At 61.5% G+C, this 22725-nt stretch carries 19 protein-coding genes; 9 read left to right on the top strand and 10 right to left on the bottom strand.

Annotation, left to right across the window (positions count from 1 at the left end; genetic code table 11):
• Positions 1 to 57: 57 nt before the first annotated feature.
• Positions 58 to 867: an ABC transporter ATP-binding protein gene (locus phaeop14_RS15190; protein WP_096790007.1), complete on the bottom strand. Its 810-nt coding sequence runs from the start codon at positions 865 to 867 to the stop codon at positions 58 to 60.
• Between the two features lie 97 nt (positions 868 to 964).
• Positions 965 to 2908, bottom strand: coding sequence for an AMP-binding protein (locus tag phaeop14_RS15195; protein ID WP_096790329.1), 1944 nt, complete (start codon positions 2906 to 2908; stop codon positions 965 to 967).
• 271 nt (positions 2909 to 3179) lie between these two features.
• On the opposite strand from phaeop14_RS15195, the gene phaeop14_RS15200 reads away from it, so the two are divergent.
• The 7 genes from phaeop14_RS15200 (at position 3180) to phaeop14_RS15230 (ending at position 9955) form a co-directional block, all read left to right on the top strand.
• Complete coding sequence (locus phaeop14_RS15200; RefSeq protein WP_040170214.1) at positions 3180 to 5081, top strand: hybrid sensor histidine kinase/response regulator; 1902 nt, start codon at positions 3180 to 3182, stop codon at positions 5079 to 5081.
• Positions 5078 to 5782, top strand: a complete 705-nt coding sequence (locus phaeop14_RS15205; RefSeq protein ID WP_014876158.1) for a response regulator transcription factor — start codon at positions 5078 to 5080, stop codon at positions 5780 to 5782. The genes phaeop14_RS15200 and phaeop14_RS15205 overlap by 4 nt, the downstream gene beginning before the upstream one ends.
• An 80-nt stretch (positions 5783 to 5862) precedes the next feature.
• Complete coding sequence (locus tag phaeop14_RS15210; protein WP_040170210.1) at positions 5863 to 6090, top strand: WGR domain-containing protein; 228 nt, start codon at positions 5863 to 5865, stop codon at positions 6088 to 6090.
• A gap of 312 nt (positions 6091 to 6402) precedes the next feature.
• Positions 6403 to 7053, top strand: a complete 651-nt coding sequence (locus tag phaeop14_RS15215) for a histidine phosphatase family protein (protein ID WP_096790008.1) — start codon at positions 6403 to 6405, stop codon at positions 7051 to 7053.
• A 48-nt stretch (positions 7054 to 7101) separates the two neighbouring features.
• Positions 7102 to 7716 carry a glutathione S-transferase family protein gene (locus phaeop14_RS15220; protein WP_096790009.1) on the top strand — a complete coding sequence of 205 codons (615 nt, stop codon included), beginning with the start codon at positions 7102 to 7104 and terminating at the stop codon, positions 7714 to 7716.
• Between the two features lie 10 nt (positions 7717 to 7726).
• A complete protein-coding gene (locus tag phaeop14_RS15225) occupies positions 7727 to 8779 on the top strand; it encodes a saccharopine dehydrogenase (RefSeq protein ID WP_096790010.1) in 1053 nt (350 codons plus the stop codon).
• Positions 8780 to 8812: 33 nt separating this feature from the next.
• Complete coding sequence (locus phaeop14_RS15230; protein ID WP_040178766.1) at positions 8813 to 9955, top strand: saccharopine dehydrogenase family protein; 1143 nt, start codon at positions 8813 to 8815, stop codon at positions 9953 to 9955.
• A gap of 148 nt (positions 9956 to 10103) precedes the next feature.
• Here phaeop14_RS15230 and phaeop14_RS15235 read toward each other — a convergent pair whose 3' ends face one another.
• From phaeop14_RS15235 to phaeop14_RS15270, 8 genes are all read right to left on the bottom strand, one after another.
• Entirely contained in the window at positions 10104 to 10427 is a 324-nt protein-coding gene (locus phaeop14_RS15235) for a DUF3775 domain-containing protein (RefSeq protein ID WP_096790011.1), read from the bottom strand.
• Positions 10428 to 10526: 99 nt separating this feature from the next.
• Positions 10527 to 11828: an adenylate/guanylate cyclase domain-containing protein gene (locus tag phaeop14_RS15240; RefSeq protein WP_040170197.1), complete on the bottom strand. Its 1302-nt coding sequence runs from the start codon at positions 11826 to 11828 to the stop codon at positions 10527 to 10529.
• Positions 11828 to 13057: a DNA recombination protein RmuC gene (locus phaeop14_RS15245; RefSeq protein WP_040178768.1), complete on the bottom strand. Its 1230-nt coding sequence runs from the start codon at positions 13055 to 13057 to the stop codon at positions 11828 to 11830. Before phaeop14_RS15245 ends, phaeop14_RS15240 begins: the two co-directional genes overlap by 1 nt.
• A complete protein-coding gene (gene mutL, locus phaeop14_RS15250; RefSeq protein WP_096790012.1) occupies positions 13057 to 15009 on the bottom strand; it encodes a DNA mismatch repair endonuclease MutL in 1953 nt (650 codons plus the stop codon). Before mutL ends, phaeop14_RS15245 begins: the two co-directional genes overlap by 1 nt.
• A gap of 78 nt (positions 15010 to 15087) precedes the next feature.
• A complete protein-coding gene (locus phaeop14_RS15255; protein ID WP_040170191.1) occupies positions 15088 to 16017 on the bottom strand; it encodes a metal ABC transporter permease in 930 nt (309 codons plus the stop codon).
• Positions 16014 to 17219, bottom strand: a complete 1206-nt coding sequence (locus phaeop14_RS15260; protein WP_040170189.1) for a metal ABC transporter permease — start codon at positions 17217 to 17219, stop codon at positions 16014 to 16016. The genes phaeop14_RS15255 and phaeop14_RS15260 overlap by 4 nt, the downstream gene beginning before the upstream one ends.
• Entirely contained in the window at positions 17219 to 18067 is an 849-nt protein-coding gene (locus phaeop14_RS15265) for a metal ABC transporter ATP-binding protein (RefSeq protein WP_096790013.1), read from the bottom strand. Before phaeop14_RS15265 ends, phaeop14_RS15260 begins: the two co-directional genes overlap by 1 nt.
• 14 nt (positions 18068 to 18081) lie before the next feature.
• On the bottom strand, positions 18082 to 19092 hold the full coding sequence (locus phaeop14_RS15270; protein WP_096790014.1) for a metal ABC transporter solute-binding protein, Zn/Mn family: 1011 nt from the start codon (positions 19090 to 19092) through the stop codon (positions 18082 to 18084).
• Positions 19093 to 19312: 220 nt separating this feature from the next.
• Here phaeop14_RS15270 and deoC point away from each other — a divergent pair, with 220 nt between their 5' ends.
• Together deoC and phaeop14_RS15280 are read left to right on the top strand one after the other, a co-directional pair.
• Complete coding sequence (gene deoC, locus phaeop14_RS15275; protein ID WP_040170182.1) at positions 19313 to 20302, top strand: deoxyribose-phosphate aldolase; 990 nt, start codon at positions 19313 to 19315, stop codon at positions 20300 to 20302.
• Between the two features lie 86 nt (positions 20303 to 20388).
• Positions 20389 to 22725, top strand: a complete 2337-nt coding sequence (locus phaeop14_RS15280; RefSeq protein WP_096790015.1) for an aldehyde dehydrogenase family protein — start codon at positions 20389 to 20391, stop codon at positions 22723 to 22725.

Genomic DNA, 22725 nt, shown 5'->3' on the forward strand with positions numbered 1-22725 from the left:
AGTGTCTTCAGAGACGCTTGCCAAAAAATTTCATAATTTTTCCCGCCGAGCTGCTGATCAGTCATGGCTAACCCCCAGATAGGCATCAATCACATCCTGATTGTTGCGCACTTCGTCGGGGGTGCCGTCACCAATCTTCTTGCCATAGTCCATCACGACAACACGATCAGACAGGTCCATGACGACACCCATGTCATGTTCAATCAGCGCAATGGTGGTGCCGAATTCATCGTTCACATCAAGTATGAAGCGGGACATGTCCTCTTTCTCCTCGACGTTCATGCCCGCCATCGGCTCGTCCAGCAGCAAAAGTTTGGGTTCCGCGGCCAGCGCGCGCGCCAGCTCAACCCGTTTTTTCAGGCCATAAGGCAGACGTGCCACTGGTGTCTTGCGGATATGCTGGATCTCGAGAAAATCGATGATCCGTTCCACCGCCTCGCGGTTTTCGGTCTCTTCCGCCTCCGCCTTGCCGCGCCAGATCGCCTGCTGAAAAATATTGGTTTTCATGAAGTTGAGGCGCCCGGTCATCACATTGTCCAGCACGCTCATGCCATCAAACAACGCGATATTCTGGAACGTACGTGCGATGCCCTGACGGGCCACTTCATAGGGGCGCATCTGCGGGCGGGGTTTGCCGCGAAACAGCACCTCGCCTTCCTGCGGCACATAAAACCCCGAGATCACATTCAACATCGAGGATTTTCCCGCGCCGTTGGGGCCGATAATGGCCCGGATCTCACCCTCGCGAATGTCAAAGGAGATATCCTTGATCGCAACCACGCCGCCAAAGCGCAGGGTGATGTTTTTCATCTCCATCACCACGCCGCCGATCTTGCGCCCGTCCTCGGTGATATAGCCGTCTTCCATATCCTTCACGACACCGCGCCTTTCGCATTGTTGTTTTGTTTTAGATGGCTTCGCGCCGCTGCCGACCGCATCGCTGCGGGTCTTGTCATCAACTGTCTCATTCCGCAGCCACCGCCTGCGTGGTAACCGGCACGACCTTGGCATCAATGATGTCCAGCGTGGCGCTGATCTCACCCTTGCGGCCATCCTCATAGGTCACTTCCGTACGTGTCGAAATCTGCGAGGAGCCATCGTAAAGCGCTGTGATAATGTCGGAATACTTATCCTCGACCACCACACGGCGCACCTTGCGGGTCCGGGTCATCTCGCCATCGTCAGCGTCCAGCTCTTTGTGCAGCACGACAAAGCGGTGCACCTGACACCCCGAGAGCATGACATCCTGTGCCACCGACTCGTTGACCGTTTCGACATGTTCCCTGATCGATTGCAGCACCTTCGGATGCCCCGCCAGCTCCTGATAGGAGGCGTAGGCGATGTTGTTCCGCTCCGCCCAGTTGCCAACTGCCGTCAGGTCGATGTTGATAAAGGCGACACAGCGGTCCCGGTCATTGCCGAACAGCACAACTTCCAGAATGTCCGGATAGAACTTCAGCTTGTTCTCGACGTATTTGGGTGCAAACATCGCGCCGTCCGCCATTTTGCCAACGTCCTTGGCGCGGTCGATGATCCGAAGGTGGCCGCTGCCCTCTTCGAAAAAGCCAGCATCCCCCGTGGCGACCCAGCCCTCGGGATCCTTGGTCGAGGCCGTGGATTCCGGGTTTTTGTAATATTCGACAAAGGTTCCGGGAGAGCGATAGAAAATCTCACCATTGTCCGCGATCTTGATTTCCACATCAGGGGCCGGAACCCCCACAGTATCAGCGCGCACCTCGCCATCGGGTTGCACGGTGATAAACACCGTCGCTTCGGTCTGGCCGTAGAGCTGTTTCAGGTTGATGCCCAAGCTGCGATAAAAATCAAAAATCTCCGGCCCGATCGCCTCACCGGCGGTGTAGCCAACGCGAATGCGGCCATAGCCCAGCGTATCCTTCAGCGGACCATAGACCAGAAGATCCCCCAGCTTGTACTTCAGCCGGTCCATCAGCCCGACCGGGCGACCATCCAGAATGTCACCGCCAACCTTCTTGGCATGCGCCAGGAAGTGGTGGAACATCTTGCGCTTCAGCGTGCTCGCGTCTTCCATGCGGATCATGACGCTGGTCAGTTGACCTTCGAAAACACGCGGCGGCGCGAAGAAATAGGTTGGCCCGATTTCGCGCAGGTCCGTCATCATGGTGTCGGCGCTCTCTGGGCAGTTCACACAGAAGCCGCACCAATAGGCCTGCCCGACCGAGAAGATGAAATCGCCAACCCAGGCCATCGGCAGATATGACAGGATATTTTCGCCTGCCGTCAGCTTGTCAAATTCCGCAGAATTCTTGGCGCTTTCGATCACATTACGATTGGACAGAACAACGCCCTTGGGCTTGCCTGTGGTGCCCGAAGTGTAAAGCATCACGCAGGTGCTGTCGTAGGTCAGCTTGGCCTTGCGGGCTTCCAGATCAGGCATCCATTCATCGCGCGCAGCCCTGCCCTGCTCCTGCACATGGGCATATTCATGCAGCGTATGGTGGTCATATTTGCGCATGCCGCGCGGATCCAGATAGATGATCTGCTCCAGATTGCTCAGCTGCTCCTGAACCTCGAGCACCTTGTCCACCTGCTCCTGATCACCGGCGATGACGAACCGTGCGCCACAGTGATCCAGAACATAGGACATCTCTTCGGCGACCGCGTCCTGATAGAGAGGTACCGGAACCGCGCCCACCGATTGCGCCGCAACCATCGCCCAGTACAGCGATGGACGGTTGCGTCCGATGATGGCGATGAAATCCCCCTCGTTAACCCCGAGGTTGATCAACCCAAGCGCAAGCGCCTCGATTTCCTTCTGGGTCTCGGACCAGGTCCAGCATTGCCAAATGCCGAATTCCTTTTCCCGATAGGCTTGGCGGTCACCAATCTGCGCCGCATTGCGTTCAAGCAGCGCCGGCAGGGACATCATCCCTGCGGCACCCGACTGCGTCTGAGCCACGTTCTTTCTCCTCCCCTTTCCGACCCATGCGGCCGGACTGATCGCTACCCGCGATTCTGATCCCGATTAGGGACGGCCTCATGCTATGGCGTCAACTTTTTCCTGATGTTTTCCCAAATCTTACGAATTGTAACAGCCGTTCACCTGGCGTACGCAGGCCCTCTTGGGCGGTCCCCCTATGACAGGCTTGCCCCTTTGCGCAGGCCTTTCAGGATGCTAGCCATACGCCGTGGGAGACAGCATGAACCGATCCGAAAAACACCGCGCCACGATGACCACCGCCGGGCTCAACCTGATTGCCCAGGCGATGTCGATCTACGACAGCGATTTGCGTCTGGTGGTTTGCAACCAGCGCTTTCAGGAGATGTTTGACCTGCCCGATGCGCTGATCACTCCGGGCGCGCGGTTTGAGGAAACCATCCGCCATATCGCCACCAGCGGCGAATACGGGCCCGTTGATGATATTGAGGGGTTCGTGCAGCAGCGGGTTGATCAGGCGCTCGACTTTGTGCCCCATTATCTGGAACGCGAACGCGCCAACGGGCAGGTGATTTCGATCGAAGGGGCGCCGCTGCCGCAGGGCGGCTGGGTCACGGTCTACACCGATATCACCCGCACCAAGCGGATCGAACAACTGTTGCGCGCCCGTTCTGAGGAAATGTCCGATCAGCTGATCGTCCATACCGAGGAACTCTCGGCCACCAACCGGAAACTGGCCGCCACGATCACCGCGCTTGAGGAGGCCAAACGCCAGCTCACCGAGATGGAGGCCCGCACCCGCCTCACAACCGAGATGATGCCCGCCCATATCGCCCATGTGGATGCAGAGGGCTACTATACCTATACCAACCGGCGCCTCAGCTCTGTCTTTCCCAGCCGTCCTTCTGAAATTCTCGGCATGCATATTGCGGAGGCACTTGGCGCTGCCGCCTATGACAAGATCGCCCCACATCTGATGGCCGCCTATCAGGGCGACAGCCCGGTGTTCGAATTCACCGAAAATCACGACAGCCGCCGGATTCGGGTCGCCTTCACCCCCGATGCCACTGGCGGCGTGTTCATCCTGTCCATGGATGTGACCGAGGAAACCCAAACACGCGTCGCCCTGCAACAGGCGCGCCGCCGCGAGATGGCGGCTCAGATGACCAGCGGGCTGGCGCATGATTTCTCTAACTTGTTGACCATCATCCTCGGAATGCAGGGCAAGCTGGCGAAATCGGACCTGAACCCGGAGGCCGCCGATCTGGTCCAAGCCACGTTGTCAGCCGCACGGCGCGGCGGACGGCTGCTGAACCGCATCGCGGAAATGACAGGCCATCGCAGCCTGCGCCCGCGCGCCACCGATCTGCATGCCCTGTTGCAAGAGCTGAAGGTGCTGGCAACGCCCTCGCTGCCCCAGGGTATGGGCCTCAGCATCGTGGACCATACCCCAGATGTGCGGCTGCTGCTCGACCCCGGAAAACTGCAGGATGCCCTGCTGAACCTTATCCTGAATGCGCGTGATGCTTGCGGCACCCAAGGCCAGATCACCGTCAGCGCCCATGTCGTTGGCCAGACCTGGCTGGAGGTCAGCGTGACCGACACCGGACCCGGATTTTCAAAAACCGCATTGGACAAGGCGCTCAATCCGTTTTTCACCACCAAAGGCGGCGAAGGCTCCGGCCTGGGACTGCCCATGGTCTATGACATGGCCAAATCCACCGGCGGCGACATGCGTATCGGCAATACTGTCTCCGGCGCCAGCGTGACCCTGCGCATCCCCTATCGTCTTGCGCCAGATGCTGCGGGCGGGCTGGCGCTTCTGGTGGAGGACAGCGAGGAGCTGCGCGCCACCTTCCGTGACATGCTGATCGATCTTGGCTATGCCGTGGTCGAGGCCACAAGCGTGGATGAAGCCTGCGCGCTGACCGCCGACATTGAGGGTATTTCGCTGGTTCTGTCAGATATCAAACTTCAGGGCAGCGCCACAGGCATTGATCTGGCCGACCGCTTGCAGAGCGCCCGGCTGCCCTGCATTCTGATGACATCCCTGCCAACCAGCGACCCTCTGTTTCGCACCGCCCTGAAACGCTGCCCGGTGTTGCAGAAACCCTTTACCACCCATCAGCTCTCAGCGCTGATCAAATCGGACTCCGCCGCATGAGCAGACCCCTTATTACCATTCTGGATGACGAACCTGAAATCCGGCGCATTCTGACCGACACGCTTGAGGAGGCCGGGTTTCGCACCCAGAGCTTTGCCCGTGCCCGCGAGTTCGAGGCCTCGCTCAACCGGGTGACCCCCGATGTCTGTCTCGTGGATCTGTCACTGCCAGATACCGACGGGCTGGCGCTGGTCCACCGGCTGGCACTGGAACAGGGGGCCGCTGTGATCATCATTTCTGGCCGCGCGCAGGTGCAGGATCGGGTCACCGGGCTGGAGCTTGGGGCGGATGACTACATCACCAAACCCTTTGACCCGGCAGAGGTCGTGGCCCGCATTCGCGCCCGCCTGCGTGGCGGCCCGCGCAGCGCCGCAACCACGGGAAACAGCGCCGAGTTTTCCGGCTGGACCGCGCATTTTGACCGCTACATCCTGGAAGATGACAGCGGCGCAGAGACACCATTCTCCCATGCAGAGGGCGAGGTGCTGCGACTGTTCCTCGAAAGCCCGAAACGCCTGATCTCCCGCGCGCAAATGCAGGAAAGCCTGGGCGGTGGCGCAGGAGAGAGTTTCGACAGGGCAATGGATGTTCGCATTTCCCGCCTGCGCACGAAACTGCGGGAGGACCCGAAGAACCCCCGGTTGATCAAAACGATTTACGGTGCCGGCTATATCTTTCTCGGCGATGTGACCTGGCTCTGACCGGCAGGCTGCATCGCAGAATATCGTGACGGCTGTAGCGCAGACTGGACGCAGCGAATCGGGGACGATATGATTCGTATATGGCTACCTGTCTGCTCTATCGCCAAGCCCCCGCGCGGGTTCCGCGCTTTTATCGGATCGAACTTGCGATGAACCTGTTCGCCGAGGTCTCCGTTCTGCGGGAATGGGGGGTTGCTGGCGGCAGCGGGCAAAGCACGATCAACATTTACGGCAACCTGCGAGAGGCGTCGATCGCCGCGGACCACCACCGAAAACGGATGCTGAAACGCGGCTACGACCGCGCCTGATCTTCGCTGCTGCCACCGCTCCAACCGGGGTAAGATCTGGTCGCCGCCTGTCCCAAACGCGGCACAGTCTAAGGTTCTCATCACCGAAACCTGCCGCACGCCCACTGCGCAACAGCTGCAAAACCAGTGTATTTTTACGATCTGGCGTTAAGCCTTTGTTTGGTTGTTTCGCACGCGAAACATCTGGTCCGATCCGGACCTAAAATTCAATCCATGCGCCTGCCATACACGATTGGATCCGAAATCGCGAACTGGCTCTTTTCACCGTTGCAAAGCTTGCATAAGACTTGCCCGGACGCAAAGGAACACGCCATGACCCATATCACGCTGATCCGCCACGGACAGGCCAACACCGGCGCCCGCGACGAGGCGAGTTATGACCGGCTAAGCGATCTGGGCCATCAGCAGGCACGCTGGCTGGGCGCGCATTTGCGCGACACCCGCGCGCATTACCCCCGCGTCTATTGCGGCACTCTGACCCGCCACATCGAAACGGCTGCCGGCATGGGGCTGGAAGATGTGGTGCAGGATCCCCGCCTGAACGAGATGGAGTATTTCAACCTCGCTGAGGCGATGCAGGACCAGCATGGTCTGGATATTCCCACCGAGCGTGAGGGGTTTGTCGATCACATGCCCAAAGTCTTTGCCGCCTGGGCCGCAGATGACATCGCAACCCCCCCCGAAAGCTGGCGCGACTTTGAAACCCGCACAAAATCTGCTCTGACAGAGATCGCGGCAGGGGACGGCCCGGCCTTGGTGGTCACGTCGGGCGGATTGATCGCGATGGCGATGGGGCAAGCGATGGGGCTTGATACAACCGGAACCGCGCGGATCGCACTGGCGATCATGAACAGTTCCCTGCACCGGCTGCACCCGATCGGCGGTCAGCTGAGCCCGGTTCTGTTCAATGCTGTCCCGCATCTCGAACATCCGGAGCGCCACTACGCGCAAACGCATCTCTAGGCTCAGCATGGAGCACTGAGAACGCATGATCTGAGGGAGGACAGACTGATGCAGCTATATTACGCACCCAAGACGATTTCGGGGGCCGTCGCGATTGCGCTGGAAGAGGCCGGACTGGACTATGAACCCATCCGCATCGACTTTGCTGCCAAGGAGCAACTTGGCGACGCCTACGCCCAGATCAACCCCAAGGGCCGCGTGCCGGCATTGGTCGTCGATGGTGGCATTCTGACCGAGACCGGCGCGCTGCTGGAATATGTCGCCGATCTGGCCCCGGACGCTGGCCTGCGCCCCAAGGATTCCGTGCTGCTGGCGCGCATGCGCGAGGTGATGTTCTACCTCGCATCAACCATGCATGTGAACCACGCGCACAAACTGCGCGGCAGCCGCTGGGCCACCGAACGCAGCAGCTGGAAAGACATGCAGAAGATGGTGCCGCAGACCATGGCGGCTTCCTGCGACTATATCTGCCAATCCGGCCTGCGCGGCCCCTTGGTGCTGGGTGACAGGCTCAGTCTCGCCGATTGCTACCTCTATGTTGTGTGCAGCTGGCTGGAAGGCGACGGGGTCGATGTGGCGGACTACCCCAAAATTCAGGAATTCATGGCGACGATGGATCAGCGCGAGTCCATTCGCGCCGTGACCGCCAAAGGCATGCTGTAAAGGACAAGACATGACGCATCTATGGGTACGGGCAGAGCAGCGCCCCAACGAAGAACGGGTCGGCCTGACCCCCGAAGGCGCCAAGGCGCTCCTGGACGCAGGCATCAAGGTCACGGTTGAGGAAAGCTCAGTCCGGGCGATCCCCTTGCAGGGCTATATCGATGCAGGCTGCGATATCGCAGCAGAGAACGCCTGGCCGGACGCCCCAAAGGAGGCCATCATATTTGGCCTGAAGGAACTGCCGGAGGACGGCACCCCGCTGCCGCATCGCCACATCATGTTCGGCCATGCCTTCAAGGGCCAGCATTCCGGCAAGGCACTGCTGGAGCGGTTCAAGGCCGGTGGCGGCACGCTCTATGATCTGGAATATCTGGTGGATGACACCGGTCGCCGGGTTGCGGCCTTTGGCTATTGGGCCGGGTATGCAGGTGCCGCCGTCACCCTTAAAACCTGGGCCGCACAACAGCGGGGCGAGATCTGCGGACCGGTGGGTGTCTACTCCGGCAAGGATGCGCTTTTGGCCGAACTCGGTGCCGAGTTGGACGCGCTCGCAACAGCCCGTCCCAGCGCCATGGTCATCGGCGCGCTGGGACGTGTCGGAACCGGTGCGGCGGATCTCTGCGAGGCGATGGGGGTCACGGTCACCAAATGGGACATGGCCGAAACCGCCCGCGGTGGCCCCTTCCCCCAGATCCTGGCCCATGATCTGTTTCTCAACTGCATCTTTGCGCGTCCCGGCACCCCGGTGTTCGTCCCGCGTGAGGCATTAGAGCAGGATCGCCAGCTGTCCGCCATCGGGGATGTCGCCTGCGACCCGGACAGCGATTACAATCCGGTGCCGGTCTATGATCGCGCGACAACCTGGGCCTCCCCCGCGCTGCGGGTCGCCGAACACCCGGTGCTCGACGTGATGGCCATCGACAATCTGCCATCCATGCTGCCGGTCGAAAGCTCGGAAGACTACGCCGCACAGCTCCTGTCCTCTCTGCTGACCCTCACCGATCTGCAAAGCGGCGTCTGGGGGCGGGCAGAAACCACCTTCAAGGATCATCTTCCGGGCTGACAGCCGACGGAACCAACAACGGAGACTGAGAAAATGACAATCCATTGGTGCGGCACCGGCCTGTCCGCAATTCCCGGCCTGCGCCGCCTGCTTGAGGCCGGTCATGATGTCGCGGTCTGGAACCGCACACCCGACAAGGCGCGCGAAGCGATTGGCGATCTGACCAGCAACATCCACAGCTTCAGCCTGGCCAACCTCGGCCAGATGCTGAGCCCCAAGGACGTGATCGTGTCGATGCTTCCCGGCGACTGGCATGTGCCTCTGGCGGAGCTGGCGATTGAGCATGGCGCGCATTTCGTGTCCTCCTCCTACATTGCGCCGGAGATGCGTGCCCTGGACCAAAAGGCCAAAGATGCAGGCGTCTGCCTGATCAATGAGGTTGGTCTCGATCCCGGTATTGATCACCTGATGGCCCATGCGCTGGTGGCGGACTACAAGGCCTCGGACGCCTTCGATGCGGCAAATGAAATCAGCTTCATCTCCTACTGCGGCGGCATCCCCAAGACACCGAACCCGTTCCGCTACAAGTTCAGCTGGTCGCCGCTCGGCGTGCTGAAGGCGCTGCGCTCTCCATCGAAATCGATCCGCGATTTCAAAGAACTGGATGTCGCGCGCCCTTGGGATGCAATCTCATCTTATGCAGCACCGCTGCCCACAGCGGAGAGTTTCGAGGTCTACCCAAACCGCGACTCCCTCCCCTTCATGGCGCAGTATGAATTCGGTGACGACTGGAAGGTGAAGGACTTCGTCCGCGGCACCCTGCGCCTCAATGGCTGGGCTGAGGCCTGGGCGGATGTCTTCAAGGAAGTCGAAACCCTCGAAGGCGCCGAAGGGGACGCCCGGCTCAAGGACATGTCGGATCAATTCTGGACCGAAAACGCCTATGCCGAAGGTGAGGCAGACCGCGTCGTGCTTTGCGTTGGCCTCAAGGCTGAAAAAGACGGCTCGGAGGTCTGGCACAAAACCTACGTCATGGATGCCTGGGGGGATGAACGCGGCACCGCGATGGCGCGTCTGGTGTCTTATCCCGTGTCCTTTGCCATTGAGGCGGCGATGAACAGCAAAATCGCGCCCGGCGTCAGCGCCGCCCCCAGCGATCCTGCATTGGTGGATCAATGGATGACCAAGATCGGTGAACTGGCTCAGCACCTTGAGGTTGTCGACAACAAGGCCTGAGGTATCCCGCTGTTAGGGGCAGCGCCCCGGCAGAGAGACACATCATGCGGGCGCCGGTTACCGGCGCCCTTCTGCATCAGGCCCCACAGATCAGAGGCAAGCTGAACGGGTCAGCCGACTGTGTTAGGCGTCTTTGCTAGCGATCCAGCTAGCGCCCGATGACATCCTCTTCGACGCCCTGCACATCAATCCCCAGCGCATCCAAACCGGCCTCCAGATTGTCCGCCAGATGCGGTGTGCCGATCAGGTAATCAGCAGTTGGGGTGGTCGCCTCCTGCCGGGCGGTGGCGATGGCCTCGTCCAGATCACCGGCCTCGAAACTGCCGCGACCGATCCACATGATCGCCACCAACTCGGCCTGTTCATCTTCGCCCATCCGGTCAATGAACGCCCTGAGTTCACCTTCGGCGCGGGTCAGCTCTCGGGCCATCAGGGCCACCTGCGCCACCTTGCGGGTACTGATCTCAAGCATGGCGATTGTCCTCCGTTGTCCGCGCTTGCAACAGGGATCTAAGCCACATTTGTCGCCACCGTCCTTGATCTGAGGCAAAGACCGCAGCAAAGGCCCCGATCAGCCCTCTCTGCCGTAGATCTCAATCACCTTGCTGCGCCCACGCAGGGTGACCGGCGGCAGGGACACCCAGCGTTGGCGGGCGGGTTCGACCCCTGCCACCGTCAGTGTAACGGCAGAGGCAATGATGATCTGTGGCACTGTCTTGCTGTGTTGCTCCAGCCTTGACGCCGTGTTCACCGCATCCCCAAAGACCGAATATTCCAACCGCGCCGCATTGCCCACGACGCCGGAAAACACCTCGCCTGCGTGGACGCCGATGCCGATCTCGACCACCGGCTCCCCGGCTGCTACCCGTCGGTCCGACCAGCGGTGAATCGCCTCGCAGAGCGTCGCCGCACAAGCCAATGCCCGGGCGGCACCATTGGGGCCACCCATTGCGACCGGTGCATCATCAAACAGCAGCATCGCGGCATCGCCCATGTATTTGTCAATCATGCCGTCATGACGCGCTGCGCTGTCCTCGACCTCATTGCGGAAAGCGGTGATGAAATCTCCGACTTCTTGCGGGTCACGGGTTTCCGACCACCGGGTAAAGCCACGAATATCGACAAACATCACCGCCATCGGCTGCCGCTGACCTTGCTGCAGCGCCGACAACCCGCCATCCGCCAGCTGATCGGCCACCTGCGCCGGCAGGTAGCGGGTCAGATTGGCGCGCGCATCAGCCGCCTCCAACTCGCGGTAGAACAGCCGCCGCATGCGCGCCGCCGCCAGCACCATGACCAGACCCGCAAGGAGGATCATCGTCAACTTCATCACATTAGCCGGGGTATCCAGCACGCTGTGCAAGATCCCAAGCTGCCCGCCATCAAACCGGCCATCCGGCCAGAATATCAACGCGCCCAACCCGCCACTGAGCAGCACCGTTGTATAAAGCTGCAGGCGCGGGTCCATCCGCATCACACCATAAGCCAGCACCAGCGGCACCAGCCAGGCCGGCGGCAACAGCAACGCCACCCCGCCGGGATAACTGCTGTTTTCTAGGCTGAACCAGACATTGAAAAGAAGGAAACCGCAATCAGCCGTCACGCTGAACCACGACATCCAGGGCCGGAACCATCCGAGCGTGGTCGCGGCAAAGGTCACCACCCCCAGCATCAGATAGGCAAACATCGTCAGCACGGCGAACAACAGCTGGCGATGCAGAAACGGGGCCAATGTGCTGAAATCCAACCCGGCCACGGTGAGCACGAAGACCGTCAAAAGCCCCAATGTCACAGCGATACGGAGGACCGAAACCAACCGCTCTGCTGCGATTGAGGCATTGGTCAGCAGGGGCGCGATTGTGGTCTGCTGCATCAGCTCTCGGGCCGCCCCAGCGGAACGACATTGGCCGGATCACCGGGCTGGCCGATCCCTGCCGACGGTGCTGCGATTTCCTCAAAGTCGAAGTTGTCCAGCCGCTGCGCCCGCCGTCCGGCCTTGTCGGCGCTGATCTTGATCTCTGCAATATCCTTGGCCGCCATGCCAAAATGCCGGTCCAGATTGCCGACCCGGTCGCCCAGGCGCTCCACATCCTTGTGCAAATGCGCCAGCTCGCTGCGGATTGCCCCGGCCTGTTCCCGCATCCGGGCATCTTTCAGGATGGCACGCATCGTATTCAGCGTTGCCATGCAGGTCGTCGGAGAGACGATCCAGACCTTTGCGGAGAAGCCCTCCCGTACAATATCAGAGAAATTGGCATGCAGCTCGGCATAGACCGCCTCAGACGGCAGGAACATCAGCGCGCCATCTGCGGTCTCGCCGTCCAGAATGTACTTCTCCGAAATGGCCCGAATGTGGGCACGCAACGCAGCCTTCAGCTGGCGCGCCGCACTGGCGCGCTGCTCCTGTGTTTCCGCGTTGCGCAGCGCCTCATAGGGTTCCAGAGGGAACTTGCTGTCGATCACAATCGGGCCGGGTGGATTGGGCAGGTGGATCAGACAATCGGCGCGCTTGCCGTTGCTCAGGGTATGTTGAAACGCATAGCTGTCAGCGGGCAGCGCCTTGGAGACGATATCATTGAGCTGGATCTCACCAAACGCGCCACGCGTCTGCTTGTTTGCCAGAATATCCTGAAGCCCCAGAACATCCCCGGACAGTTTGGTGATATTGTCCTGCGCCTTGTCGATCACCGCCAGCCGCTCTTGCAACTGGGTCAGCGAGGTTACTGTGCGTTTGGTGGATCCATGCAGGCTCTCCTGCAGGCGTTCCTGCATATCCGCGAGGGCGCGCGCCTGTCGCAAAGCGTTATCTGACAGGCGATCATTGACCTGCTGCTGCACCGCGCTGAGCCGGGTCTCCACCGTCTGGATCATCTGCACCTGCGCATTGGCCTGCGCGTCCGAGACATGTTGCACGCCGCCGCGCAGCTGCTGAACACTTTGCCCCAGATGGGCCATCTGCTGTGCAATCGGCGCAATGCTCTGGGCGGCGCGGGCATTGGCGCGCAGCATCATGAGGAGAACCAGCAGCACGAGGCCACCCAGTCCCAGCAGCGCGAGAGTCTGCGGGTCTGCGGTCTGCAGAAACAGCGCGATGGTCTCCATCAACTGCGTCCAAACAGGCGTTCGATGTCGGCCAGTTTCAGCTCAACATAGGTGGGGCGGCCATGGTTGCACTGGCCCGAATGCGGCGTGGCCTCCATTTCGCGCAGCAGCGCATTCATCTCCTCGCCCCGCATCCAGCGCCCGGAGCGGATGGATCCATGGCAGGCGACACGGCTGAGGATGGCTTCGATCTTGGCCTGAACCAGCTGGCTTTCGCCCTGATCATCCAACTCATCCAGAATGTCGCGCACCATTGCTTCGGCATTCACGGTCCCCAGAATGGCCGGTGTTTCCCGCACCGCAATGGCGCCACCGCCAAAGGCCTCGATCCCGAGGCCAAAGCGGGCGAGGTCCTCTGCAACCGCCAGAATACGGGCACAATCGCCCTCGCTGAGCTCCACAATCTCGGGGATCAGCAGGGCCTGCGCGGCCACGCCTGTTTCCGCCATCTGGCGTTTCAGTTTTTCATAGACCAGCCGCTCATGGGCGGCGTGCTGATCGACGATGACCATCCCGTCGGCAGTCTGGGCGATAATGTAGTTTTCATGCACCTGCCCGCGCGCGGCGCCAAGCGGCAGTTGCTCGGCCCCGGGTGCGGAGGTCTCGGATCTCTCCAAAGGCTGACCCGGGGCCATGTCCGGGCTCTGGCGCTCCGGCGTTTCTGTCACCCGGCCACTATAGGCCTGTGCCAATTCGGCGAATCCTGATGAGGGCGGCACCTCGCCGCCAAAGGGGCGCGTCTGGTCCGGCGCCTGCGCCGCATAAGAGAGGCTCCGCGCGCCCAATGAAGGGCGGTCCATCTGGTAGATCCGTGGTGCCCCATCCGCGCCCGGCTGGCTGGCCATGGGTTCGGGGCGCATTGCACCCAGTGTGGCGCCAGCCACCGTGCTGGAGGCGCGGTGACCGGCTTCAGCCAGCCCATGGCGCAGCGCGGAGACAATCAAACCGCGCGCCACACCTGGATCCCGAAACCGGACCTCGGATTTGGCGGGATGCACGTTCACATCCACCAGCGTCGGATCACAGTCCAGAAACAACGCCGCCGCCGGATGGCGGTCCCGGCTGAGGAAATCGAAATAGGCCGCCCTGAGAGCGCCGGTCAGCATCTTGTCCTTGACCGGTCGCGTGTTCACAAACAGGAACTGCGCCACCGCCGCCCCGCGCGAATAGGTGGGCAACGCCGCATAGCCAAAGAGCCGCACACCGTCGCGGGTGGCGTCAATCTTCAGCGCGTTCTCTGCAAATTCCCGGCCAAGCACCGTCGCCAACCGCCCGTGCAGCGCATCAAAAAGATCGCCAGTCAGGGGATCGGCGCGGAAGGTCACGCGCCCCTCCCCGCCACCGGACACATCGCGCAGGGTGAACCCCACTGAGGGTTCCGCCATGGCCAGACGCTTGATCACATCGCCGATGGCTTGCGTTTCGGCCCGGTCGCTGCGCATGAACTTCAACCGGGCTGGGGTCGCGTAGAACAGATCCCGCAGCTCCACCACCGTACCGGCCCGCAAGGCCGCCGGTTTGACCGGTTCCATCCGCCCGCCGGCGACACGGATCTGGGCGGCGTCCTGATCCTTGGCACGACTGGTGATACTCAGCCGTCCGACCGCACCAAGGGAAGGCAGCGCCTCACCGCGAAAGCCAAAGGTATGGATGTTCAGCAGATCGGAGCCGTCGATCTTGGAGGTGGCGTGACGGGACAACGCCAGCGGCAGATCCGCAGGCGACATACCGCAACCATCATCGCTCACCCGGATCAGCGTCTTGCCGCCATCCGCGATGTCGATGGTGATCCGCGTCGCCCCCGCATCAATGGCGTTCTCCACCAATTCCTTCACCGCCGAGGCGGGGCGTTCCACCACCTCGCCTGCCGCGATGCGATTGATGGCGCTGTCGTCGAGCTGCCGGATAACCGGTTGAGAGATGCCGCTGATTTGGGGGTCTGCTTGTGCCATGCCGCAATATTTAGCATGGCATTGCGCGATTCTTCCAGCCGCAATCCTCGCGGCTGGACACTGTCAGTGGTACGAAAATCAGATGCCTGCGGGTGCTCCGGCTCGGTGTCGGCACGGCCCAAACCGCGCTGCGATGGCCAGTAACAGACCCGAAACTGTCGCGATCATCCCCGCTGCGCTGACCGCATCGGTCGCGCCAAGCCACAGCGGACCATATCCCGCCAGCACATAGCCGAGCACAGCGGACACAACCGCAAAGGCAACGCTCCAACCCAGTTGCCCTTCGAGGCGGTTAGACATCATCCGCGCCGCCGCAGGCGGACAGATGAACATCGCAATCACGATGATCGATCCCACCGCATCAAAGGCGGCGACGGCGGCAATAGCGGCGGTGATCACCAGCCCCAATCCCAAAAGGTTGGTGCGAATGCCAAGGGTCCGGGCAAAGCCCTCGTCAAAGGTCGAGATCTTGAGCGACCGCCAAAACAGAGCAATGAAAAGAATGACACCAATCAGGGTCAGTGCCATGCGCGGCAGCTCGGCCGGCAGATAGCTGAGTGCCACCGGATCCAGCAGCGAGGCCCAGCCGGTGGCATCCAGCCAGATCAGGCTTTCGAGATTGCCATAAAGCGCATGCTCCACATCCAGATGCACCGTCGATGTGTCGGTCTGCTCCAGCAGCAGGACACCACCTGCAAACATGGTGGTGAAAACAACGCCCATCGCCGCCCCCGGCTCAATCCGGCCAAGGCGCCGGATCAGCTCAATCAGGATCACCGCAGCGATGGCCGCCCCAGCCGCGCCCAGCATCATCGGCCCGGCGGCGATTACCCCGGTCAGCAGGAAGGCCACCACAATGCCCGGCAGGACCACATGGCTGATGGCATCGCCGATCAGCGCCTGGCGACGCAGCAGCAGGAAGTTGCCGGGCAGCGCGCAGGCCACGGCTGCAAAAATTCCGATCAGCAGCGGCGTCAGCGACAGGGGGACAAATTCAGCGCCATTCATGCCGGAACCTCGCGGGGGCCGCCGATGCGGCGGTCAATTTCAGAAATCTGATCCTCGGTCAGGACCGTCTCAATCTCGCGCAGCCCATCATAGAGCGCGGCTGCCGCTTCATGGGTCTGATCGCTGCGGACCAGTGCCCAGCGATGTTCATCCCGCAAGGCCTTGGCGGCACGGGCCCGGCCTTTTTCCGTGGGCACACCATCCGCGCGCAGCAACCCGCGCTGACGCAGCAGCCGCAGGGTCAGTGGCTCATAGATCACCTGATCCTGCGCCAGCGCCAGCAATCCCTGCCGCAGATGGACCCGGCGCTGAAACCGCAGATGGCGCAACACAGCGGCAAGCACGCCACGATTGGGGGCCAGCAGAAGCGACAGCGCAAAGAGGCCAAAACTCATCAACACAATGATCGGACCGGTGGGCAGATTGGGCGCCGAGGCCGAGACCGCTGCCCCAAGATAGGCCGATAGCCCTCCGGCCACTCCGGCCAGCAGCACCACCATATCGGATCGCTCGGTCCAGAACCGGGCGGTGACAGCCGGGATGATCAGCAATGCCACGATCAGGATCAGACCGACGATCTTCAGCCCGACAACGGTGACGGCCATCACCAGTCCCATCATCATCATATCGATCCGCGACACGGAAATGCCCCGCGCCGCTGCGTATTCAGGGTCAAATGCAACCAGCGTCATCGGACGCCTGAGCAGCAGGATCAGCAGCAATGTGGCCGCACCACCGCCAGCGATCACCAGCGCATCATTCCACAGCATGCCCGCAGTGGAACCGAGCAGAAACCCCTCCAACCCGGCCTGACGGCCCACGCCAAGCGTCTGAATCACGGTCAGGATCACGATGCCGAACCCGAAGAACACCGACAGCACCGCGCCAATCGCGGCATCCTCGGCCAGGCGGGTGCGCCGCGTGAGCCAGTTGAGGCACCAGAGCCCCGCCATCGCCGAAAGAGCCGATCCGGCCAGCAGACCAGCCAGATTGCGCCCATCCCCGCCAAGCGCGACCATGACAAGAAAGGCCAGACCAACACCGGGCAGTGTGGCATGGCTGATGGCGTCGCTGACAAGCGCCCGTTTGCGCAGGAACAGGAAGGTGCCGGTGATCCCGGAAGAAATTCCAAGCAGCGTCGCGCCAATGGCCACCAGCGTGGCGTTATAGCCCATCTGCAACAGCAGAGCGTCCCACAGCATCAGAGCGCCCCACCGGTCTGCGGGCGCCGCGACGCCGGTGCTGTGGCCAGTTGATCGACCTGCGCCGTAGCAAGCCGTCCGCCATAAGCGCTTTGCAGTGTTTGTGGGGTAAAGGCCTGCGCCACCGGACCTTCGGCCACTTTGCGGGTGTTGATCAGGAACACATTGTCAAAATACTCCGCCACTGTGGCGAGGTCGTGATGGACCACAACCACGGTCTTGCCATCTGCACGCAGCTGTTTCAGCACGGCGATGATGGCCTTTTCGGTCGCTGCATCCACGCCTGCAAACGGTTCATCCAGCAGGTAGAGATCCGCCCCCTGCGCCAAGGCCCTCGCCAGAAAGACCCGCTGCTGCTGACCGCCAGAGAGCTGGCCGATCTGGCGGGTGGCAAAATCGCCCATCCCGACCCGGTCCAGACAAGCCTGTGCGGCCGTCCGGTGGCGGCCGGTGATCCGTCCCAGAAGACCCAGCTCGCGGTAGAGGCCCATCATGACCACATCAATCACCCGCGTCGGGAAATCCCAGTCCACGCTGGCGCGTTGTGGCACATAAGCGATACGGCCACGCTGACTGTCCAGCGGTTTGCCAAAGACCTGCACCCGCCCCGAGACGGGCGGCACAATGCCAAGTGCCGCCTTCAGTAGCGTTGATTTGCCAGCGCCATTGGGACCGATGATAGCGGTCATCCGACCCGGCTCCACCGTCATATCAACTGAGAAGACAGCGGGTTTCTCACCGTAGGTGACAGTCAGGCCGCGAATGGCCAGCGGCGATTGTTCAATGTGTTCACGGCTCTCAGCTGCGCCAGCAGGTGCGCCATTTTCACGGGCCAATTCCACAGTCATCTCACTCGGTCCTATCAAAGCCCGGCACCGGAGAGACGGCCTGACATGCCCTTGGGTGGTACCTCGGCGCCGAGCGCGGCGGCGATGGTGGTCATATTGTGATCCAGCATCCCGACATAAGTGCCCTCATAGCTGCCATCCGCACCCATGGCGTCGGAGAACAATTCTCCGCCGATCCGGACCTCATGCCCCTGTGCGGCAGCGCCTTCGATCAGGGCGCGCACGGAACGATCCGAGACCGAGCTTTCGACGAAGACCGCGGAGACACCGCGCTCCACCAGCAGATCGACCAATTCGCCGATGCGGTTGAGGCCCGCCTCTGACTGGGTGGAGATGCCCTGAATGCCCAGAACCTCAAACCCGAAGTCACGCCCGAAGTAGCCAAAGGCATCATGTGCCGTGACCAATACGCGGTTTTCCTCAGGGACCTGGGCAAGAATCTCAGTTCCATAGGTGATCAGCTGATCCAGTTCCGCCAGATGCGCCGTAGCGTTGGCCGCAAACAGATCGGCCTGTTCCGGGCGCGCCTCGGTCAGCGCCGCCTGCACCTCTGCCACCATGTCCTTCCACAGGGCGGGTGTCATCCAGACGTGCGGATCGAATTTATCAGCATAGGTATCGTGACCACGCAGTTTGCCCTTGTCAAGCCCATCGGCAACCGCCACCACCGTCCGCTTGCGCGCCAGATCGTGGAAGAACTCCTCCATCTGCGCCTCAAGATACAGACCGTGCCAGAGCACCAGATCCGCGCGGGTCATCGCAACGATGTCGGACCGCGTCTGGCGATAGGCATGCGGGTCCACCCCCGGCCCCATCAACGCGCGGACCTCAACGGCATCACCGCCAACCTGACGGGCGGCATCCGCAATCATGCCGGTTGTTGCCACCACTTTCAGGGGTGCCTCTGCCCGCGCCGGGCCAGCACCAAGCCCCCCAATAGGTAGCGCGATAAGCCCGGTAAGAGCCATCATAGCCGCCAGCATCATTCTGCGGGCCATCATTGGTGAGTTCAGTTGCAAACGCATTGGGCAGGTCCTTTGGATACCATCTGCCCCAATAAGAGCACGGCGCGGCGCCCTGTCAATGCTAATGCGAATTATTCTCAATAATAAATGCGAATCGTTCTCAATCTGAGTGAATTTTTGTCCAAACAGTCAAAAATTTACCCCCAAGACGGCCCCGCTTGCTTGCCAAGACAGGGTGGTCGTGCGATTTTCGCACCGAACTCGAACGAGGATTCCCGGCATGGAAAGCCAAATTGCAGAGCACACCGCGCAGCTGCCGCAGGTGGGCGAACCGCGTAACCCCGGCATGGAGCTGGATCTGGACTGGGCATTAGGGGTTGAGGCAAATACCTCCGCCATCGAACGCCGTTGCGCCACCCTGCCTGGTCGGCGCAGTGTGAAGAAAGACCATCAGGCGGCCTGGCTGCTGAAGGCGATCACCCTGATCGACCTGACCACGCTCTCCGGTGATGATACCGTCGGTCGGGTGCAGCGTCTATGCGCCAAGGCCCGTCAACCGGTACGTGCCGATCTGATGCAGGCGCTTGATATGGAGCCGATCACCACCGGGGCTGTCTGTGTTTATCACGACATGATCGAGACAGCCGTGGACGCGTTGGATGGCAGCGGTATTCCGGTTGCTGCGGTATCCACCGGCTTTCCCGGCGGGTTGTCACCGTTTCACCTCCGGCTGGCCGAAATCGAGGAAAGCGTGAAGGCAGGTGCCAAAGAGATCGACATTGTGATCTCCCGTCGTCACGTGCTGTCAGGCAACTGGCAGGCGCTCTATGATGAGATGAAAGCCTTCCGTGAGGCCTGTGGCGAGGCCCACGTCAAGGCCATCCTTGCCACTGGCGAGTTGGGCACATTGCGCAATGTGGCGCGTGCGTCGCTGATCTGCATGATGGCTGGAGCTGACTTCATCAAGACCTCCACCGGCAAGGAAAGCGTTAACGCCACATTGCCAGTCAGCCTGGTGATGATCCGCACCATCCGTGACTATCACGAGCGCACCGGCTACCGTGTCGGCTACAAACCCGCTGGTGGGATTTCCAAGGCCAAAGACTCGTTGGTCTACCTATCGCTGATCAAGGAAGAGCTGGGGGATCGCTGGTTGCAGCCGGATCTGTTCCGCTTTGGCGCCTCGTCGCTGTTGGGCGATATCGAACGGCAGCTCGAACACCATGTCACCGGCGCCTATTCCGCCGGCTACCGCCACGCGCTGGCCTAACATCCAGATGCCACCCCCGGACGCCCAAGGGCCTCCGGGCCGCTTCCCTCGCAAGGCAGGCGGCGACAGACCACAAGGCTCGACACATGACCATCAAAGAGATCTTCGACACCATGACTTATGGCCCCGCCCCCGAGAGTGCAGCCGAGGCGCTGGCCTGGCTGGTGGATCAGGGCGCCCGGTTCGGCCATTTCATCGACGGTGACTTCACAGCGCCCGGCGATGGGTTCGACAGTAAGAACCCCGCCACGGGTGAGGTTCTGGCCACTTTGAGCCAGGCCAGCCAATCCGATGTGGATGGCGCCGTTGCTGCTGCGCGCAAGGCGCAGGGCAAATGGGCCGCCCTTGGTGGCGCCGGGCGCGCGCGCTACCTCTATGCAATTGCACGTCTGATGCAGAAACACGCGCGCCTGTTTGCGGTTCTGGAAACGCTTGATAACGGCAAGCCGATCCGCGAGAGCCGAGACATTGACGTCCCCCTGGCACAGCGGCATTTCTACTATCACGCCGGTATGGCCCAGCTGATGGAAAGCGAACTGCCCGACCGTGAGGCATTGGGCGTTTGCGGTCAGATCATCCCCTGGAATTTCCCGCTGCTGATGCTGGCGTGGAAAGTGGCACCCGCCATAGCCATGGGCAACACCGTGGTGCTGAAGCCTGCGGAATATACCTCCCTCACCGCGTTGCTGTTTGCAGATATCTGTCGTCAGGCGGGTCTGCCCAAAGGTGTTGTGAATATCGTCACCGGCGACGGCGCCGTGGGGGAAATGATCGTTGGCGCAGACGTCGATAAAATCGCCTTTACCGGCTCTACCGCTGTGGGTCGCCGTATCCGCGAAGCCACCGCAGGCAGCGGCAAGGCGCTGACCCTGGAGCTGGGCGGCAAATCGCCCTACATCGTGTTTGACGATGCAGACATTGATTCCGCGATCGAAGGTCTGGTCGATGCGATCTGGTTCAATCAGGGCCAGGTCTGCTGTGCCGGCTCACGCCTGCTGGTGCAGGAAGGCATCGCCGAGCGTTTCCACCGGAAGCTGCGCACACGCATGGACAAGCTGCGCATCGGCAACCCGCTGGACAAGAGCATTGATGTCGGAGCCATCGTGGATCCGGTTCAGCTGACCACCATCAGCGAGATGGTCGCGGCCAATACTGCGGGCCGCATGCATCAGGCACAGGTCGCTGTGCCGGAACGCGGCTGTTTCTACCCGCCGACGCTGATTGAAGGGCTGGCCCCCTCTGACGCGCTGATGCAGGAAGAGATTTTTGGCCCGGTTCTGGTCTCCACCACGTTCCGCACTCCTTCCGAAGCCGTCGAGCTGGCCAACAACACCCGCTACGGGCTGGCTGCGACCCTGTGGACTGAGAATGTCAATCTGGCGCTGGATATAGCGCCAAAACTGGTTGCGGGTGTGGTCTGGGTTAATGCAACCAACCTCTTTGATGCGGCGGCCGGTTTTGGTGGCACCCGCGAAAGCGGCTTTGGCCGCGAAGGTGGCTGGGAAGGGCTCAGTGCCTACACCAAACCAAAGGCCAAGACCAAAGCGCTGGAGAAGGTCACAGGTTTCAGCGGCGAGGGTGCGCCGGTTGACGCGGTGGATCGCACCGCAAAGCTGTATGTTGGCGGCAAGCAGGCCCGTCCGGATGGCGGGTATTCCAAGGCCGTACACGCAAAATCGGGCGCGCTGCTCGGCCACGTCGGGCTTGGCAACCGCAAGGATGTGCGCAACGCCGTGGAGGCCGCAGCGGGCGCAAAAGCGTGGTCCAAAACCACCGGCCACCTGCGGGCTCAGATCCTTTACTATATCGGGGAGAACCTGTCGGCGCGGGCCAGCGAATTTGCGGATCGTATCGACCGGATGACCGGCAAATCGCAGGGCGCGCAGGAGGTCGAGGCCTCAATCCAGCGCCTGTTCACTGCTGCTGCCTGGGCCGACAAATATGACGGTCAGGCGCATGGGGTGCCGATCCGCGGTGTGGCACTGGCAATGAAGGAACCAGTCGGCGTAATCGGCGCGCTCTGCGCGGATGAAGCTCCCCTGCTGGGTCTGGTGTCGGTGATGGCACCGGCGATTGCCATGGGCAACCGCATGGTTCTGGCCGCCTCCGAGGCCTATCCGCTGGCCGCCACCGATTTCTATCAGGTGCTGGACACATCCGATTTGCCCGGCGGTGTCGTCAACATTCTGACCGGTCGTCACTCCGAGCTGGCCGAGCCACTGGCTGCCCATCTCAACGTCGATGCGGTCTGGAGCTTCTCCTCTTCGGATCTCTCCTCCATGATCGAAGCGGCTTCGGCTGGCAACCTGAAGCGCACCTGGGTCAACAACGGTCGGGCGCTGGACTGGTCTGCCGATCACAGCCGCCGGTTCCTTGAGGCCGCAACAGAAGTGAAAAACATCTGGATTCCCTACGGCGAATAA

The sequence above is a fragment of the Phaeobacter piscinae genome (genome assembly GCF_002407245.1).
In the GTDB taxonomy this organism is placed as follows: Bacteria; Pseudomonadota; Alphaproteobacteria; order Rhodobacterales; family Rhodobacteraceae; genus Phaeobacter; species Phaeobacter piscinae.